Here is a 14465-nt window from a genome sequence, read left to right as displayed (position 1 = left end):
GGCGGAGCTACAAGAGTTCAACGGTGAAACCGATCACGTCCATTTGCTTGTCAACTTTCCACCCAAAGTGGCGGTATCCAAGCTGCTGAATAGTTTGAACGCGGTATCCAGCCGGCGGATGAAGTTACTACACCCTGAACTGGTACAGGCCGCCTACCGTAAGAACTCGCTGTGGAGTCCAAGATACTTTGCGCGAAGTGTCGAAGGCGCTCCCCTGAGCATGGTCAAGGAGTATATTGAGCAACAATCGAGGCCGGACTAGGGGCGCTCTCGCGCCCCTCGCTATCCATCCTCGCACTAGAAGAAGTACGGGGTTTTTCGCGATGTTCGATAAAAAAACGCCTTGGCGTTAACCAAGGCGCTATGACGCAGTTTGAACGGCGGAACGTTTAGCAGCTTTTCGCTACCGGCTTGCGCCCTGCTTCGCCATCAAAAAATAGCGGGCGCAGCTTAACGCCTGCCATGTTGCCAGCGAAGGCCGCTGCCATCCACACCCAGCCATGCAGGCTGCCGGAAGCAATGCCGCTAAAGTAAGCGCCAATGTTGCAGCCAAAGGCCAAGCGAGCCCCGTAGCCCAGCATAATGCCGCCAATCACCGCCGCCAGCACAGATTTAAGTGGAATACGGAAGTTAGGGGCAAAGCGCCCGGCCAGGTTGGCCGCTGCCAGCGCACCCAACATAATACCGACGTTCATCACTGTGGTAATGTCGCTCCACACGCTGGCTTCCAGCGCGGCGGCATTGCCGGGTGCTTGCCAATAGCCCCACTGGCTCACATCGCCGCCTACCAGTTCAAAACTCTTGGCGCCCCACAGCGCAAACGCCGAGGTGATGCCCCAGGGGCGGCCAGCCAGTGCCAGCGTGGCAAAGTTTAGCAGTGCCAGGGCGACCGCTCCGGCGACTAATGGCCACGGGCCGGATAACCAACGCTCGGCTCCAGGCTTATCCACCATCGGGGCTTGCTCTAGATGACCGTGGCGGCGCTTCTCCATAATCACGGTCAACACCGCAATCGCAGCAAACAGCACCAAGCTAATGCCGATGCCTCCACCCACACCGGCTACATTGACCAGCGATACCGGCTGGAAAGCGGGCAAGCTTTGCCACCAAGCAAAATGCGCGGTACCAATCACCGACCCCACGATAAAAAATACCAGTGTAATCAGCATACGCGCGTTACCGCCGCCTGCGGTAAACAGCGTGCCCGACGCACAGCCGCCGCCTAGCTACATACCTACTCCGAAGATAAACGCGCCCACTAATACAGAAATACCGATGGGAGAAACGAAGCCGCGCACTTCCGTACCAAACAGGCTGCCCGCGCCCAGCGCCGGGAAGAACAGCACCACGGCAATCGCCAGCATGACCATTTGCGCCCGCAGCCCACGCCCACGGCGCTCGGTAATAAACACCCGCCACGCCGCTGTAAAGCCAAACGCCGCGTGGTACAGCACCATACCCAGCAGGCCACCTACGATCATAAGTAAGCCGATATTGGCGCTAAACAGCACACCAATCACCAAGGCACCCAGCACAATGGCCGCAGTTGCCAGTAGAGGCACTCGATAGTTAACCGGTGCCACCGTAGAGGTCGTCGCCATAGCTCACCTTTAAGTAATGCTAAAAGCGCCGACAGAAATCAAGCGCTTAGCTAATTTAGATAAGGGTTATCAAGTGATCAAACAAACCGTCCAAGCCCTACCGCAGCACGCAGCCGATCCATGGTCACGGCGGCTTCCTCACGGGCACGCTCAGCGCCTTTTTGCAGAACTGCTTCAATATGCGCCGGGTCTTCCATCAGCGCATTATAACGCTCACGAGGGGCGCTTAGGTGGGCGTTGACATACTCAAATACGCGGTCTTTCGCTTCGCCCCAGCCAATGCCCTCTGCGTACTGCTGGCGCATAGCCAACGCTTCGGATTCACTCGCGAAGGCTGAGAAAATCTGGAACAGGGTGCAGGTATCCGGGTCTTTCGGCTCGCCGGGTTCCAGCGAGTTGGTTTTGATTTTACGCACCAGCTTCTGCAGCTTTTTCTCGCTCACAAACAGCGGAATCGTATTGTTGTAGCTTTTGGACATCTTGCGTCCATCCAGCCCTTTCAACACTTCCACCTTCTCATCCACGACGGCTTCAGGCTGTACAAAGTACTGGCCTTTAAACAGGTGGTTAAAGCGGCCAGCCATATCTCGCGCCATTTCGATATGCTGAATCTGGTCGCGGCCAACCGGCACTTTATTCGCATTGAACATCAAAATATCGGCGGCCATCAGTACCGGATAGCCGAACAGCCCCATGGTGACGCCTTTATCCGGGTCTTGATTACCGGCCTCTTCATTCTCTGCCACGGCGGCTTTGTAAGCGTGGGCACGGTTCATTAGCCCCTTGGCACACACGCAGGAGAGCATCCACATCAGCTCGGGGATCTCGATAATATCCGACTGGCGGTAGAAGATCGCGTTGTCGGTATCCAGGCCAAGCGCCAGCCACGTCGCGGCGATCTCCAGGCGAGACTCCTGCACGCGCTTCGGGTCTTGGCACTTGATCAGCGCGTGGTAATCCGCCAGAAAGTAAAACGACTGCACGTTGGGGTCTTGGCTGGCCTCAATGGCAGGCTTAATCGCCCCGACATAATTGCCAAGGTGCGGCGTTCCAGTAGTGGTAATCCCGGTCAGCACACGGGTTTTAGCTGTCTGACTCATGATGTTCTAGCTCTTGGGCAAATAGGCCTATCATAACGTTTTGCCAGACGGGTGGCGAACAGCTTCAACGCCAATCGCTTAGATACCAGGTCAACTCGCCATCACCAGACGCGGGTGGGGCATTACAACTCCCCCAACTGGCCTGCTCTTCGTCATCCAGTAAATTAAAGGCAGTACGCAGCGCCGCTTCATCATAATTAAAATCATTGCTTCCGCCGCCGCTAAACTCAATATTCGCCTCAGTGAATTTTAGGTCATTGACATTATAAGGCGCGACTAGCAAAGCGCCGTTTAAGTCTCTTCCTCCGCCGCCCTTTTGTGAATAGTTACCCAAAACAATAATCAGACCATCAAATTCAGGGTTCCCCCCAGCATCATAATTACCTTTAACCACTAACACACCCGCACCGGATATATTATTTGCATCGATGGCACCATTTACAAAAGTGATCTGCTCGTTGCCTTTACTTCCAAAAGCAGTATTATTTTCAACACTTCCCCCCTGCACTTGAACAGTATCACTTCGGGTACGCAGCATCTCGATAAAAGCATGGAACTTTTCAGCACTTTCGCCATGATTGAACAAACCATCAGGAATGCCGCCACGGATATTATCGTTGGCGGCGTTAGCGCCGGAAAACTTTTCAAGATCGCCTTGGGTTACCGTAACATCAGGAACGCTGTTTTTGCCGTTAAACTCTGCTTGAGAATTAGGGAGGGATAAGCGACCGACAGGGCTTGCGACGGTTAAAGGGGATAAATCATCAAAGCTGCACCACTCGGGGCTAGCAGTCGAAGATGTAATAGCAACATTCTCATAAGCACGATCATAGTGTATTGAACCGGCACCGCTTACGCTCAAGCTTTCCGAGAAAACTCGCCCCATTAAACTAGCTGAGCCACTGATTGAGACATTGCCAAACGGAGCAAGCACTTCACCATACATATCTCCATCAGAATCCATTGCAACTGCATTACCCTCACCCTCATACAACGAGACAAAGGAAAATGCAGGAACCAATTCCCCACCAGCTTCAACAACAGGGTTAAAACTGTCCATTTCAAAAACATTCGACCCTTTAAAATCAAGCTTACCCTTTGAAATAATACGTAACGAGGCTCCTTCACGCAGGGTAATAGCAGAGTCGTTCCATAACACTAGCGACACGTCTGAATCTGCAACAATCACCGTGGGCCTATCTATAATCAGCCCATCTCCACCTATGGTTAAACTATTGACATGAAACACCTCAAAACCGTTTATAAAGGTTGACTCTCCTAGCATCCCAGTATTTCCCGGCCCATTATTTTCAACCACACTTACATCCCTGGGATTGCTTTTAAAGCCATATTCACTATAAATCGTTCCCACACTGTAATCAGGACAGGCTTGCCCTTCCTGAACAACCTTTAACCCTTCACTTAAATAATCTTCAAAGACAACTCCAGGAAAACTGCGGTTCTGATCCCCCTCAATTCTATTACCTACTTCCGTATAAATTTCTGGTGAGGTCACATCACCACCAATGGCATATGAGGTGTTTTCTCTAGTGCTACCACTTGGTTGCAAAGCAGCAACATGCCCCCAATTCCCTAATACTTTTACAGAAACGTTGGCAAGAACATTGCCATCCACTCTAGTGCCAACCTGGAAGAGCACACTACTTTCAGAGTATATATTGCCTGTTATTAACGCATTATTACCTTTTAGGGTAACTCCTCCCATGCTATATACATCACCATCTATAGGCATGGTATTGGTGACTTCCATACTCCCTGCGGTAAGTATATCTCCTGTAATACCTGGAGCAGACCCCATATTAAATTTCAACAGGCTATTTTCGTGAAGAGATACCAGTGAGGCTTTCCCACCACTGTTCCCCATGAGGCCATAAGCACCTAACTGTGAATCAAAGCTATCAACAGCAACGCCTCCCCCCCCTTCAAAAGACGCGCCGTAACAAGTGATAATACCATTGGTTAAAATACCACTAAGGCCGGCACCTTCAAATTCGTAACGATACACCAACTCCGAATCACGCGCGGCACTATTGCGTAGCCCAAGATCCCTGGAGGTGATCGTGACCGTTTGCTCCTCAGTATTCACTTCAAATTGCAACTCAAGATTAGCCAGTAACTCTTCTTTTATTTGGCGCTGTTCATCCTCATCCAGCTCGTCAAAGTCGGCAGGAAGCAGATCTTCAATAAATTGATCCAAGGTACCTGCTTGAAGTAGCTGAGCGATCTCATCACCCGTTAGCTTTCCTTCCGTCTCTTCAAGCAGTTGCGGATTTGCCACTAACTGTCCTAAATATTCGTTGCGACTTGCAGTATTGACAGGATTAACTAACGACGCCAAGGTATTTTCAGCGGTCATTTGCGCTTGAACCGAAGAGCGAAAGTTGCCTGCCAGCCGCTCATCCACAAGGGAGGACTGCATAGCACTCATACCCACCACCATAGAGGCCGATAACAAGGCCATGACAACAAAGAGTGCCGCGCCTTTTTGCTGCTTTTTCATTGTTACCTCACTCGGGGTTGGTGGTTGTTACGATATCTCGTTTGGTGACATGGAATATTAGCGACTCACCACCCTGCATCATCGGAACTTTAACTTTATAGTGATGATCTTGACCTTCTTCTGGTATCGCCAACAGCTCTTGGTCTTCGCTACACTCTGCGTTGCTAATAACGTGCCCTTCTTCAAAATCTTTATAAAAATCGATAATTGGCTGCTTTTTTTCCAGTAATTCTCCATCATTATTTTTCGTATCTCTAATAGTACAGCGGCACTTTGTATTTTCTATAAGACAAGAAAGCTCATAGCGTTCAACATCACCTTCCTTTCGCAGTTCTTCCGCTAAAATCTGCGTTAAAAACACCGCTACTTCTTGTTTCCGGCTTAGCTCACCCACCGCGCTAAACGTCGAAAAGGTAGATAAAAAGAGTTGGCCCGCCCCTAGCGCAATCACCGTGCCAATCGCCATCGCCACCATTAACTCAACCAAGCCAGCGCCCAGCTGTTGCTTCATTGCTTTCATGGGGTATCTTCCACATTAGGGAGGATGAAACTGTAGAGGTACTCCTCCTCGCGGTTGCTAGAGACGCTATTTAGGGCTATCACAATTGTAAACTCGCACCCTTCGGACATCCTCACATCGCTGTTGTCCCAGTTAGTGCCCCGTAGCGGCTTGGCGTTTGTATCTGCTGACCAGTGCTCTATCCAATCATCTTTAAGGGCACTCACCGTTGATTCTTTGATGGCTTCGCAATTAGAGTGGCTGGCTAATAGATTCCAAATTCTCTCTTGGGCATCGACCGCCGCCACCACAGCAATTGAGCGCTGGTACCCTTCGGTCGCGCTTTGCAGGGCTTTTATCTGCATGGCGGCCACCCCCATCAGGCCAAAGGCAAGCACTACCAGCGCGATCAGCACCTCAATGAGTGAGAACCCTTGCTGATGCTTCATTACCAGCACGCCTCTGGGGCACGCCCCCCTTTTGCATTTAAGGTGAGATCTTCATCACAGCCGTCTGAGCGTTGGGTCGTCGCGGTTAATATATAGCCGCCGTCGCTTTGGCTACCACTAGCGACTGAAATGGCGTAATGGCCGCTCGGAGAAAGTGTCATCTCCAAATCACACTCTGCATAGGTGTAGTCACGGGAGTAGCAGCGCTCCATTTCTGAAGCCGCTTGCAAGAGTGCCGTCTGGCCATCAGAGCGAACGGAGCGTTCGACGTAGCGGGTGTAGCTGGGGTAGGCGATGCTGGCGATGATCCCAATAATGACCACCGCAATCAGTAATTCGATGAGGGTAAAGCCGCGCTGGTGCTTACCATAATCCCCTGCGCGGCGATTAAAACCATAAGTCACTAAGCGATGCTCCCATATCGGTTTACTCATACTTGGAGTATGTCTTAAACCGATACGGTTTGCATTATCCGCTGACGATCACCTGTTCACGCAGCTCTTTGGGCATAGAGAATGTAATGTTCTCTTCACGCCCCTGCAGTTCGACGGGGGCTTCCGCGCCCAGTGTCTGCAGCTTATCAATGACGCCTTTGACGAGCACTTCAGGGGCGCTCGCGCCAGCGGTGACGCCAATACGTTTTATGCCTTCTAACCACGATGGATCGATTTGCTCGGCGTTATCGATCAAGTACGCGGGGGTGCCCATACGCTCAGAAAGCTCACGCAGCCGGTTGGAGTTCGAGCTGTTGGGGCTACCGACCACCAGCACCAAGTCGCTATCCGCCGCCAACTCACGCACCGCGTCCTGACGGTTTTGAGTGGCGTAGCAAATATCGTCTTTGCGCGGCCCCTGAATCTCAGGGAATTTCTCCCGCAGCGCGTCGATCACTTTGGCAGTGTCATCCATGGAGAGCGTGGTTTGGGTGACGAACGCTAGCGCCGAGGGGTCATTGACAACCAGATTGGCAACGTCCTGCTCATCTTCCACCAGATAAATCTTGCCGCCGTGGGAGGTGTCGTAGCGCCCCATGGTGCCTTCAACTTCCGGGTGACCTTCGTGGCCAATCAGAATGCACTCCTGGCCACGCTTGGCGTAGCGAAGCACTTCCATATGCACTTTGGTGACCAGCGGGCAGGTGGCATCGAACACTTTCAGGCCACGCTGCTCGGCATCTTGCTGCACCGCACGGGAAACGCCGTGGGCAGAGAAGATGACGATCACATCGTCGGGCACTTCGTGGAGCTCTTCTACGAAGACCGCGCCGCGTTCACGCAGTGTTTCTACTACAAAGCGGTTGTGCACCACTTCATGGCGAACGTAAATCGGCGGGCCGAAGACATCCAGCGCGCGGTTGACGATATCGATCGCGCGGTCGACGCCCGCACAAAACCCGCGCGGGTTGGCTAGCTTGATCTGTACGGGCTGAAATGACTCTGATGACTGCATAAAAGCGCCTTGATGCAACCTGCATCGCTCAGGAAATTAGTGTGTGGTGATCGGCGTGACGTTGAGCACTTCAACCTCAAACGTCAATGTACGCCCTGCCAGCGGATGATTGAAGTCAATGTCTACGCGGTCACCGTCAATGGTTTTGACCACGCCAGGCAATTCCGTTCCTGCTTTATCAGCAAACGACATCACCATGCCGATTTCAGGCGTTTCGTCGCCAAAGTCGGCCCGCTTCAGGGTTTGAATGTTCTGCGGGTTATGCTGGCCAAACGCATGCTCAGGGGTGATATGAAACGTCCCGCTCTGGCCCGCTGCCATGCCTTTAATGGGGTGTTCAAACCCCGGTGGCAGATTGCCGTCGCCATACTGGAACGTGGCCGGTGCCTTCTCTTTGGTGGAATCCACCACCGTGCCATCTTCCAGCTTCAGCGTGAAGTGCAGGGTAATTTCCATCCCTTCGTCAATTAGGTAATCCATGATGCCTCACTCATTGGCATGTTAAGAAGATGAAGAGTGCGCGGCTTTTTTGCGGCGACGCTCGCCCATCACCGACTCCCAGATAAGGCCAATGGCCCCTAGGGTAATGCCGATATCCGCCACGTTAAAGGCAGGGTAATACCAGCCTGCCGCATGGAAAGAGAGAAAATCCACCACATAGCCATGAATTAAGCGGTCGTATAGGTTACCCAGCGCCCCACCGATAATCAGCGGCAAGGCGATAGCGAGCAGCTTCTCATCCGCACGCACGCGGGATAGCCAAACGGTGAGGCCAATGCTGGCACCAATAGCAATCGCCGCAAAGAACCAGCGCTGCCAGCCGGGGTGGTCAGCCAAAAAGCTAAACGCCGCGCCGGTGTTGTGCAGCAGCGTGAGGTTGAAAAACGGCAAGACTTCAACCGGCTGTGCATAGCTTAAAAAGTGGCTAGCGGCATACTTTGTTGCAAGATCCAACACAATGACCGCCACGGCTAGCCATAGCCAGCGCAGCGGCCGCCGCATGGGCGGCCGCTGGTGTGAATCGTTCACCGGGGAGGCTGTGTTAGGCATAGTGACGAATCTCGCCGCTACCTTCGGGCAGGTTACTTACACAGCGGCCACACAGGTCCGGGTGCTCGGCAACGCTGCCTACGTCTGCCCGGTGGTGCCAGCAGCGCTCGCACTTGGCATGCCCACTGGCGCTCACCGCAACCTTCAAGCCTTCAAGCTCAGTGCTTTCGGCATTGGCGGCATCTGCCAGCGGTGCCAAGTGCACTTCACTGGTAAGCATCACAAAACGCAACTCGTCGCCCAGCTTCGCCAGCGTCGCGTGCAGCTCGTCATTGACGAACAGCGTCACTTCTGCCGCGAGGCTACCCTTGATCACTTTGGCGTTACGGGCGTCTTCCAGGCACTTGTTCACCGAGTGCTTCACCTCCAGCACCTGCTCCCAGAAAGCGCGGCCCATCTCGGCGCCCTCATCCAACGTGGAAAGCCCGGTGTAGTAGGTCTCCAGCAGCACGCTATCGCCCCGCTCGCCGGGGATATGTTCAAAGATCTCCTCGGCTGTGAAGGAGAGAATCGGCGCGACCCAGCGGCTTAGCGCTTCCACCACGTGATAAAGCGCGGTTTGCGCGCTACGGCGGGCCAGCGAGTCGGTTTGAGTGGTGTACTGGCGATCTTTGATCACGTCCAGGTAGAAGCCGCCCAGCTCCCGTGCGCAGAAGCCGTGTACCTGCTGGTACACATCCAGGAAACGGTACTCCTCGTAGGCGGTTTCGATGCGGCCCTGCAGCTGCGCGGCGCGGTCCACTACCCACTGGTCCAGCGCCAGCATATCGCCAAACGCCACTTGGTCTCGCTTGGGGTCAAAGCCGTTCAGGTTGGAAAGCAGGAAGCGCGCCGTGTTGCGGATACGACGGTACACATCAGCAGTGCGCTTGAGGATTTCATCCGAGACGGCCATTTCACCGGAGTAGTCGGTAGACGCTACCCACAGGCGTAGAATATCGGCGCCCAGCTTATCCATCACGCTTTGCGGCGCGACCACGTTACCGATGGACTTGGACATCTTGCGGCCCTGGGCATCCACCGTGAAGCCGTGGGTCAGCAGCTGACGATACGGCGCGTGACCATCAATCGCCGCACCGGTGAGCAGCGACGAGTGGAACCAGCCGCGGTGCTGATCAGAACCTTCCAGGTACAAGTCAGCTCGCGGGCCGCTTTCATGGCCGTGGGGGTGCGAGCCGCGCAGCACGTGTCGGTGGGTGGTGCCTGAGTCGAACCACACGTCTAACGTATCGGTGACTTTATCGTAGTCAGCGGCTTCCGCGCCAAGCAGCTCGGAAGGTTCGAGCTTGAACCATGCCTCAATGCCCTCTTGCTCCACGCGCTTGGCAGCTTCTTCCATCAGAGACACGGTGTTGGGGTGCAGCTCACCGGTTTGCTTATGCAGGAAGAACGGAATCGGCACGCCCCAGTTACGCTGGCGGGAGATACACCAATCCGGGCGGTTGGCAATCATGCTGTGCAGACGCGCTTGCCCCCAAGCAGGGGTGAATTCCGTCGCTTCGATACCGGCCAGCGCGCGCTCGCGCAGGGTCTTGCCATCCTTGCCTTTGATATCCATGCCGACGAACCACTGGGCCGTGGCGCGGTAGATCACCGGCGTTTTATGACGCCAGCAGTGCATGTAGCTGTGGGTGATCGGCGTGTGGGCCATCAGCGCGTTTACGTCACGCAGCTTCTCGATGATGTTCGGGTTGGCTTTCCAGATCATCTGGCCGCCGAAGAACGGCAGGTCATCCACGTAAACGCCGTTGCCCTGCACCGGGTTCAGCATATCGTCAAAGCTCATGCCGTGCTCACGGCAAGTGACAAAGTCATCCATACCGTAAGACGGAGCAGAGTGAACGATACCGGTACTGCCCACCTCAGACTCAACGTAATCCGCCAGATAAACCGGCGAGAGGCGGTCGTAGAACGGGTGGCGGAAATTGATCAGGTCCAGGTGTTTGCCTTGGGTCGTCGCGACCACCTCACCTTGTAAGCCAAAGCGCTCTAAGCAGCTCTCGACCAGCTCTTCGGCCAACAGCAGCAGACGCTCGCCGGTATCCACCAGCGCGTAGGTAAAGTCCGGGTGAACGTTCAGCGCCTGGTTGGCGGGAATGGTCCACGGCGTGGTGGTCCAGATCACCACAGCGGCGGGCTTTGACAGCTCGCTTAAGCCAAACGCCGCCGCCAGCTTGTCGGCGTCTTCCACGGGGAAGGCAACGTCGATGGCATCGGATTTTTTATCGGCGTACTCGACTTCCGCTTCCGCCAAAGCCGAGCCGCAGTCAAAGCACCAGTTCACCGGCTTCAGGCCTTTAAAGACGTAGCCCGCCTCGACCATATCCGCCAGCGCGCGGATCTCGCCCGCTTCGTTGGCGTAATCCATGGAGCGATACGGATGATCCCAGTCACCGATGATACCCAGGCGCACAAAGTCCACCAGTTGGGTTTCGATTTGGGCGCCGGCGTACTCACGGCACAGCTCACGGGCTTTATCCGCCGGAAGGTGCTTGCCGTGGGTGGTTTCGACCTTGTGCTCAATGGGCAGGCCGTGGCAGTCCCAACCCGGCACGTAGGGCGCATCAAAACCCGCCAGGTTTTTGGACTTAACGATAATATCTTTGAGAATTTTATTAACGGCGTGACCGATATGGATACTGCCGTTGGCGTAGGGAGGGCCATCGTGCAGTACAAACAGCGGCGCACCCGCACGGGCTTCGCGCAGGCGCTGGTATAGGTTCATATCCTGCCACTGGGAAACACGCCCTGGCTCCTGCTTCGGCAGCATGCCGCGCATAGGAAAGTCGGTTTCTGGCAGGTTTAGCGTGTGCTTATAGTCCATAGTCCGGTCAGCCGTCGTTAGTATCGGCGGCGTCATCCGCCGAAGTGAAATCAGAAGAAGCGGTCTCACGCCCAAGCGGGGCCGAGGCCAGCGGAAGAGAGGTCGTTAGATCAGCGTCGGCGGTCGTAAAGTAGCGGCGCGCCTTGGCTTGGTCCTGGTGAATCTGTGCTTTTAGCGCGTCAAAATCGTCAAACTTCACTTCCCCTCGCAGCCGAGCGCAGGGGTAAACCGTCAGCCGCTGGCCATACAGATCGCCGGAAAAATCCAGCAGGTGCACTTCCAGCGTCGGGCGTTTGGCACCTACCGTGGGCCGAAAGCCGACGTTCGCCACGGCGGGATAGCGCTCACCGCTGGCAAGCTCGGCCACGACCGCAAACACGCCACGCAGCGTCAGCGGCTGGGGCAGCAGCGGCAAATTGGCCGTGGGCACACCGATGGTGCGCCCCAACTGCTGGTCGCGCACCACGCGGCCATGCAGCGAATAAGGCCTGCCCAACAGGCGGGCGGCCACTTCAAAGTTACCGCTGGCCAGCAGCGTACGCACTCGGGTGCTTGATACCCGCTCGTCATCGACCTTGAAGGTGCGAGTATGCTCTACGCCAAAGCCGTGAGTGCGCCCCACGGCTTCTAACAAACTGAAGTCGCCACGACGATCACAGCCAAAGCGGAAGTCGTCGCCCACCACTAGATGCTTAACGCCCAACCCATCAATCAGCACCTGATCGATAAACTCGCGCCCGGTCAGGCTGCGCAAGGCATCGTTGAACGGCAGGCACAGCACCTGCTCGGCACCGTGGTCGCGCAGTAGGCGCACTTTTTCCCGCAGGCGCGTTAAGCGCGGCGGCGCTTGGTCTCCGGCAAAAAACTCGCGGGGCTGAGGCTCAAACACCACCACGGTCAGCGGTACGTTCAGGCGCGCAGCGTGCTCGCGGCACTGCTGTAGAATCGCCTGATGGCCGCGATGCACGCCATCGAAATTACCAATGGTCGCCACACAGCCACGATGGGACGCTGTCAGATTGTGCAGACCTCGAATGACGTGCATGGCACCTCTTTTTTAAAAGCTTGTTTTAAAAGCGTTTTCCGTTTTAAGGCCGTTGGCCGTTTTCAAAGCGTTTGATTATAACGAACGCGCTGCTCTGGTGCAGAAGAAGATAATAGCGCTCACGCGCCTGCCCCTTCCCTAGCCGTTCATTTTAAAGTGGCGAAGCCGCAGGCCAAGCGCCGTTAACCAGATAAAGTAAAGCCCGCCTCCGAGCACTACTAGCCCGGCCACCCAGCTGACGCGCTGCCATAACCCAAACTCTAACCACACCTGCCAATCAGGTGAGACTAACATAAGCGCCACGCTCATCAGCACGCAGCCGCCGACTAACTGCACCGCGTAACGCCTCCAACCCGGCTGAAACACCAGCACCTGCTGTCGATAAAGCAGATACCCCAGCAGCCCCGCGTTTAAAAATGCAGAGAGCGCAGTGGCCAACGCCAAGCCCGCGTGGGCCAGCGGCCAAATCAGCAGTAGGTTGAATACCATATTCGCGACCATGGCGATAATGCCTACCTTCACCGGTGTTTTGGTGTCCTGACGGGCGAAGAAACCAGGCGCGAGCACCTTAATCAGCATAAAGGCCACCAGCCCAAAGGCATAGGCACGCAGGCTCATGGCCGCCATCTGAATATCGTTATCGGTCATCGCCCCGTAGTGGAACAGGGTAATCAAAAACGGCTCCGCCAGTACCGCCAGCGCTAGGGCTGCAGGCACGCCCAACAGCAGCACCACACGAATCGCCCAATCCAACATAGCGGAGAAGTGCTCGGTGGACTGCTCCGTATGACGTTTGGAGAGCGCAGGCAAAATAATGGTGCCAATCGCCACACCAAACACGCCAAGCGGCAGCTCTACCAACCGATCCGAGTAGTAGAGCCACGAAACGCTGCCCGCGGCCAACAGCGATGCCAGCACCGTATCCAGCAGCAGGTTGATCTGCGATACCGATACGCCAAACAGCGCCGGGGCCATCAGTTTTAAAATACGCTTGACGCCATCGTGGGCGAAGTTAGGCCACGGCGTCGGCAGCAGCCCCAAGCGCAGCAAAAACGGCACCTGAAACGCAAGCTGAGCCGCCCCGGCAATCAATACGCCCCACGCCAGCGCCATGGCGGGCTCTTCCATCAGGGGCATCAAAAACAGCGCCGCGCCGATCAGCGAAATATTCAGCAGCACCGGTGTAAATGCGGGCACTGCAAAGCGGTTCCAAGTGTTTAGCACGCTGCCGGAGAAGGCGGTTAACGAAATCAGCAGCAGGTAGGGAAAGGTGAGCCGCAGCATATCGGCGGTCATCGCTAGTTTGTCAGGCTCGCGACCAAAGCCAGGGGCAAACAGCCATACCAGCCAGGGTGCGCCCAGCATCGCCAACGCCGTGATCAGCGCTAACAGGGCCGTCAGGCTGCCCGCCACCGCGTTCAAAAGCTCACGGATCTCCTGCTTGGTGCGCTGGGTGGAGTACTCCGAGAGCACCGGCACAAACGCCTGGTTAAACGCCCCTTCTGCAAATAAACGGCGCAGAAAATTGGGGATTTTAAACGCCACAAAAAAGGCATCCGAGCCATTGCCTGCGCCCAAAAACGTTGCCACGACCACATCGCGTACCAACCCCATCACCCGGGAGAGCATGGTCATGGCGCTGACCACCAATCCAGAACGCATCAGTCCTCGGCGGGGTGGCGGCATATTGGCATGCGGTGATGTATTGGCGCTCATCAAGTACTTTCCTACAGGCGACTAGAGGCTAAATAGATACTCGCACATCGCCTGCGAGGCGACGTTCAGGCACAGCGAGTAGGGTGAGGCGTCTCCGCCTCATCCCTCTCACAGAACCGTACATACGGACCACGTATACGGCTCATGCCATTAACTTACCCCGAATTCGGGGACAGTGATGCCGGTTCTGACCCTGGTCAGATCCAATAAC

The 14465-nt window shown here is 55.3% G+C and carries 12 protein-coding genes and 1 pseudogene; 1 reads left to right on the top strand and 12 read right to left on the bottom strand.

Features of this window, described 5'->3' with window-relative positions; all coding sequences use genetic code 11:
• The coding region (gene tnpA / locus AC13CY_RS04250) for an IS200/IS605 family transposase (RefSeq protein ID WP_483052334.1) at positions 1 to 262 on the top strand (262 nt) is incomplete at its 5' end.
• 127 nt (positions 263 to 389) lie between these two features.
• Here the strand turns inward: tnpA and AC13CY_RS04245 are convergent.
• From AC13CY_RS04245 to murJ, 12 genes and pseudogenes are all read right to left on the bottom strand, one after another.
• A pseudogene (locus AC13CY_RS04245) lies at positions 390 to 1601 on the bottom strand (YeeE/YedE family protein).
• Between the two features lie 77 nt (positions 1602 to 1678).
• Positions 1679 to 2701: a tryptophan--tRNA ligase gene (locus AC13CY_RS04240; protein WP_137094903.1), complete on the bottom strand. Its 1023-nt coding sequence runs from the start codon at positions 2699 to 2701 to the stop codon at positions 1679 to 1681.
• 64 nt (positions 2702 to 2765) lie between these two features.
• The gene (locus AC13CY_RS04235) at positions 2766 to 5222 is read right to left on the bottom strand and encodes a DUF7305 domain-containing protein (protein WP_273682720.1); all 2457 of its coding nucleotides are present in this window, start codon (positions 5220 to 5222) and stop codon (positions 2766 to 2768) included.
• A gap of 7 nt (positions 5223 to 5229) precedes the next feature.
• Positions 5230 to 5742, bottom strand: a complete 513-nt coding sequence (locus tag AC13CY_RS04230) for a PilW family protein (protein WP_137094898.1) — start codon at positions 5740 to 5742, stop codon at positions 5230 to 5232.
• Positions 5739 to 6170, bottom strand: a complete 432-nt coding sequence (locus AC13CY_RS04225; RefSeq protein ID WP_137094897.1) for a type IV pilus modification PilV family protein — start codon at positions 6168 to 6170, stop codon at positions 5739 to 5741. Before AC13CY_RS04225 ends, AC13CY_RS04230 begins: the two co-directional genes overlap by 4 nt.
• A complete protein-coding gene (locus AC13CY_RS04220; RefSeq protein WP_084354726.1) occupies positions 6170 to 6604 on the bottom strand; it encodes a type IV pilin protein in 435 nt (144 codons plus the stop codon). The genes AC13CY_RS04225 and AC13CY_RS04220 overlap by 1 nt, the downstream gene beginning before the upstream one ends.
• Before the next feature lie 34 nt (positions 6605 to 6638).
• On the bottom strand, positions 6639 to 7619 hold the full coding sequence (gene ispH / locus AC13CY_RS04215; protein ID WP_273682719.1) for a 4-hydroxy-3-methylbut-2-enyl diphosphate reductase: 981 nt from the start codon (positions 7617 to 7619) through the stop codon (positions 6639 to 6641).
• A gap of 36 nt (positions 7620 to 7655) precedes the next feature.
• The gene (fkpB, locus tag AC13CY_RS04210) at positions 7656 to 8099 is read right to left on the bottom strand and encodes an FKBP-type peptidyl-prolyl cis-trans isomerase (protein ID WP_273423014.1); all 444 of its coding nucleotides are present in this window, start codon (positions 8097 to 8099) and stop codon (positions 7656 to 7658) included.
• 21 nt (positions 8100 to 8120) lie between these two features.
• A complete protein-coding gene (lspA, locus tag AC13CY_RS04205) occupies positions 8121 to 8669 on the bottom strand; it encodes a signal peptidase II (protein ID WP_273423017.1) in 549 nt (182 codons plus the stop codon).
• Positions 8662 to 11493 (bottom strand): isoleucine--tRNA ligase, encoded by a 2832-nt coding sequence (ileS, locus tag AC13CY_RS04200; protein WP_483052333.1) that lies wholly within the window; start codon positions 11491 to 11493, stop codon positions 8662 to 8664. The genes lspA and ileS overlap by 8 nt, the downstream gene beginning before the upstream one ends.
• Positions 11494 to 11500: 7 nt before the next feature.
• On the bottom strand, positions 11501 to 12538 hold the full coding sequence (gene ribF / locus AC13CY_RS04195; RefSeq protein WP_483052332.1) for a bifunctional riboflavin kinase/FAD synthetase: 1038 nt from the start codon (positions 12536 to 12538) through the stop codon (positions 11501 to 11503).
• 138 nt (positions 12539 to 12676) lie between these two features.
• Positions 12677 to 14254, bottom strand: coding sequence for a murein biosynthesis integral membrane protein MurJ (murJ, locus tag AC13CY_RS04190; protein WP_483052331.1), 1578 nt, complete (start codon positions 14252 to 14254; stop codon positions 12677 to 12679).
• Between the last annotated feature and the right edge of the window lie 211 nt (positions 14255 to 14465).

The organism is Vreelandella sp. L-15, from assembly GCF_056857635.1.
This window is presented reverse-complemented; position numbering and strand designations above follow the sequence as displayed.